The following is a 3,336-nucleotide window of genomic DNA, read 5'->3' as shown; positions in this document are numbered from 1 at the left end:
AAGGCAATTGTTTCATAGTGAGTCCTGTTCGGTTGATGGCACGGTAATTGAGGCACGGCGGGCGGGAACGGCGTTTCGGCCCGGGCGGCCTTTGACGATCTCGAGGTCATGAGGAATGTCCCACAGACCACGGTTGAGATTGTCGCTGTAGACTTTGGTGATGAGGCCCTGGCGCCCCCATTGATGCACGGTGGTCTCGGCGATAGCGAAGCGCTCGGCCACTTCCTGGGTGGTGAGCATACCACAATCCCGCAGGCGCTGGCGGCGGCTGGACAGGTTATAGGCTCCGCGGATGAAGCCGATCTTCTTGAGATTGAACGGCTTGCCTTCCCAGCTCCGCAGGCCGCGTTCATTGAGGATATCGGCGATCTCACGATCGCAATGACGGTCGAGCAAGCGGTCGACCTCAGCGACCAGATCCGACTTGAACTTGCGTATCTGGGCGATCGGCAGGGGCCGCTCCAGCGTCAAGGTGCGGGTCGCCCCGCCGGATAGTCGCACGTTTGCGGTAATCATCTCGGCCTTGACCAGGGTGACGTCGGCGACCAGCAGCCGCAGGATGCGCTTGCGCTCGCGGACGTCGATGCGGGCATCGCTCCAGATCCGCGGGAACTGCTCGGCAAGATCGCGGACGCGTTGCTGCGTCTCGGCATCGAGGGCAGCGGCTTCCTCGGGCGCGCGTCGTTCATAGTCCTCGACGACGTCGGTGTGAAGCCGCAGCTTCTCGTTCCACTCGGCCTCGAGAGTGTCGGCAACGAGGCGATTGTCGGGATCGACCTTCATGTAGCGGCGCCGGGCGAGCTCAGCGTCATGACGCGTCCGCTCGATGTGTTGTCGGCGCAACGTGTCCATCTCGGCGGCGCGTGCCTCAAGCTCGCGCTGCACCGCCAGGGTGACCTCAAGGGTCATCGGCGTCATCAGCTCGACAAGCAATGCACCCACCGCCGGAGCTCGACAAGCAATGCACCCACCGCCGGGTCGACGACTTTGCCGGGAACGGACTGGCAGACCTTGCCGCCACGGCGGGTGGCGGTCTCCTGGCAGATATAGGTCGGGACAGGCTGACCGTGCTCCTGGCTGTAATGGACGCCCATGCGCCCGCCGCAAAGGCCGCAGAGAACTCTGCCCTGGAGCAAGGCGGATCCTTCGCGGGCCGGCCCGGCGCGGCGCTGCATTCCATAGGCTTGTGCATTGGTGGCGAGACGCTCCTGGTTGGCCTTGAAGCGCTCCCAGTCGATATAGCCCGGATGCAGGTCGGGCATGACGAACCGCCAGTCAGCCATACCAACCTTGATCTGCGAGACGCCGCCGCCCGGCCGGGGCCGTCCACGTGTTCGACCGTAGACGAAGGCGCCGGCATATCTCGGATTATGCAGGACCTGGAGGATGCGGGCGTGCCGTGGCGGCGCCCACATGAGTTCGCCTTTGTGCGGTCCCTTGCGCAGTCGTCGCGGGAACAGGATGCCTTCGTCGAGGAAGAACTTGACGGTTCTGGTTGCGCTGCCCAGGCGCTCGAAGGTCGTGAACACCATGCGGAGCGCGGCCTGCACCTCGGCGTCCGGGTCGAGTGCGAGGGTGCCATCGGGCAAGTAGACCAGGCCCACGGGCGGCCCTATCTTCAGATCGCCGCGGCTTGCCTTGTTGAGTTGGCCGCCGCGCATGCGCGCCTTGAGGAAGTGCAACTCCGCTTCCGACATCGTTCCTTTCAAACCCAAAAGAAGTCTGTCGTTGAAGCTGGCCGGGTCGTAGACGCCATCCTCATCGAGGATGAGGGTGCTGGTCACGGCGCACAGCTCAAGCAGCCGGTGCCAGTCGGCGGAGTTGCGGGCCAGGCGCGAGACCTCCAGCCCCATGACGACGCCGGCCTTGGCGAGGGCTACTTCGCTGACCAGTTCCTGGAAGCCGTCGCGGGCAACGGCGCTGGATCCCGATTTGCCCAGGTCGCAGTCGATCACGTGGATGCGTTCGGCCGGCCAACCGGCGGCAATGGCGCGATCACGCAGCCCATACTGTCGCTGCGTGCTCTCGCCGTTCTCGGCGACCTGTCGCAGCGTAGACTGACGGATGTAGAGGTAGGCGTCGCGCCGCAGGTGATCGGCGGTGACTTTGAGGTCAGGCATGTGCTGGCTCCGCGGTTAGCGTGACAACAAGGCTGGCAAGGATGAGGGTGAGCTCGCTGGTGGCGATCGCGCCTGCCGACGGGGGGCGATGTACCGGGCAAGGCGGCGTAAAGTTGGGTGCTGTCGATGCGGCCTTGATCCAGGCGACCATGCCCTGACGGCGCAGCGTGAGCAGCCCTGATCCAGTAATCAGCTGGGCGCTGAGCACCGCGGTGCGCAGTTGTTCGTATGTGCCGACGAGGCTGGTCGCGCGGACGGTTAGGGCAGATCGAGTCGTTTTTTTTTGGGCGCCATGGCCCGCTCCAGACTTCGCCGGTGCACCCTGACGCCAAAGCGTGTGGCGATCGCGTCGATACATTGCGGCACGGTGAGGTCGGGCCGCGTCGCCCTGAGTTGGTCGATGTAGGTGAGGACCTCGGCAGAGATCTTGTGGCCGCCCTTTGGCCCCCGCTGCTGGGGCACCAGCCCGGCGAGGCCCTGGTCGGCCAAGGCGCTCTGAGCTTTGTAGAAGGTCGGCCGCGAGACCCCGAAGGCGCTGGCGACGTCGCTGATCGGCACGCGATCGGCCTGATGGCGGCGCACCATCTCGTAGCGGACCTGCACAAGGTCCCTGGCATCGAAGAAGGGATTGGCGGCAAACAGCGTGTCGCTCACGGCCTCGGGGTGGGGGTTGAGCGCGCCGTCGCGGGCCAAGGCCTCGGCCTTTGGGTCGCGTCGTCTTGGCTTTGGCTTCGCCATGCCCATCGTCCAAACTGATTCGTAAATATAAATACGCCTTACTTGATGAGACGTCAAACAAGGAAGATCCGCGATGCCCGGGATAAGTCCTGCAATTGCGGGCATAGCTCCGGTGCGCAAGCAAGCGGTGCGGCGTAATTTGCCTTACACAAGCGGCGTATTTAACCTTACGCATCCTCCGCCTCCGCCGGCGCAGAGATCCGATCCAGCAGCGTCAGCAGATCCAATAGGTCGGATGTCCGGAAGGCCGCGCGCCCGGCGGCGACGCGCCGGAATGCGTCAGGCTGCTCCATGTCCGTCATTGCGGCGGCAATCGTGGGTAAGCTCCCGTCCGCCGCCCGGTAAATCACCCGGTCCTCGCCCCAATGCGGGCTGCGGCTGATCATCTCGAAGCTCTGGCCTTTAAGCGGGTGGAATGGGTGAGTAATGCGGACCGTGAGGCCGGTCGTCCCCACACGGGCTGCAGTTGACGGCTTTA

General features: G+C 64.5%; 4 protein-coding genes. All 4 read right to left on the bottom strand.

The annotated features are described in order from the left end of the window. Positions 1-12: 12 nt before the first annotated feature. Positions 13-942: a hypothetical protein gene (locus NKI95_RS34050; RefSeq protein ID WP_352722217.1), complete on the bottom strand. Its 930-nt coding sequence runs from the start codon at positions 940-942 to the stop codon at positions 13-15. Then, positions 918-2,120, bottom strand: coding sequence for a recombinase family protein (locus NKI95_RS34045; protein WP_352722215.1), 1,203 nt, complete (start codon positions 2,118-2,120; stop codon positions 918-920). The genes NKI95_RS34050 and NKI95_RS34045 overlap by 25 nt, the downstream gene beginning before the upstream one ends. Before the next feature lie 258 nt (positions 2,121-2,378). Continuing rightward, a complete protein-coding gene (locus tag NKI95_RS34040; RefSeq protein WP_352493705.1) occupies positions 2,379-2,858 on the bottom strand; it encodes a helix-turn-helix domain-containing protein in 480 nt (159 codons plus the stop codon). A 167-nt stretch (positions 2,859-3,025) separates the two neighbouring features. Beyond that, positions 3,026-3,336, bottom strand: a 311-nt coding sequence (locus tag NKI95_RS34035) for a DUF5372 family protein (RefSeq protein ID WP_352722213.1), incomplete at its 5' end; no start/stop codon positions are given.

It is taken from the genome of Mesorhizobium sp. M0306 (assembly GCF_040321655.1).
Classification (GTDB): Bacteria; Pseudomonadota; Alphaproteobacteria; order Rhizobiales; family Rhizobiaceae; genus Mesorhizobium.
The sequence above is the reverse complement of the archived record's forward strand: the minus strand, read 5'-3'. Positions and strand labels throughout refer to the sequence as shown.

Bases quoted from the DNA above. Each gene is read 5' to 3' on its own strand.
- NKI95_RS34045 (WP_352722215.1), bottom strand. From the start codon at position 2,120: ATGCCTGACCTCAAAGTCACCGCCGATCACCTGCGGCGCGACGCCTAC.
- NKI95_RS34040 (WP_352493705.1), bottom strand. From the start codon at position 2,858: ATGGCGAAGCCAAAGCCAAGACGACGCGACCCAAAGGCCGAGGCCTTG.